This is a genomic window from Brucella grignonensis (assembly GCF_002252505.1).
In the GTDB taxonomy this organism is placed as follows: domain Bacteria; phylum Pseudomonadota; class Alphaproteobacteria; order Rhizobiales; family Rhizobiaceae; genus Brucella; species Brucella grignonensis.
In genome coordinates, this window is sequence record NZ_NNRL01000117.1 from 1 (window position 1) to 374 (window position 374).

The following is a 374-nucleotide window of genomic DNA, read 5'->3' on the forward strand; positions in this document are numbered from 1 at the left end:
GGTCCCAATATTCATGGCGCGGCGGGACAGTACCTGTGCGACTGCGCCCGGGCCGGCAAGAAGTTGATCGGCGTCTGTACCGGAAGTTTCGTTTTGTGCAGGCTGGGTCTTCTGGGAAGTCGGAAATGCTGCATCAGCTGGTTCCACTACCGGGACTTCATCGAGGAGTTCGCGGATTCGGTGCCCATAGCGGACCGCCTCTATGTCGTCGATGGCGATTGCATAAGCCCTTCAGGCGGAGTGGGGGTCACCTATCTCGCGGCATCCCTTGTGGAACGCCATCTCGGACCGGCGACGGCACTGAAGGCGCTTCACATCCTTCAGGTCGGCCGTCTTCTGCCAGGATCCACCAGGCAGCCTGCGCCACCCTTCGT

The 374-nt window shown here is 61.2% G+C and carries 1 pseudogene; it reads left to right on the top strand.

Annotated features, from left to right (window positions below):
• Positions 1 to 180 precede the first annotated feature (180 nt).
• Positions 181 to 374 (top strand): annotated as a pseudogene (locus CEV33_RS23920) (GlxA family transcriptional regulator); the annotation flags it as partial.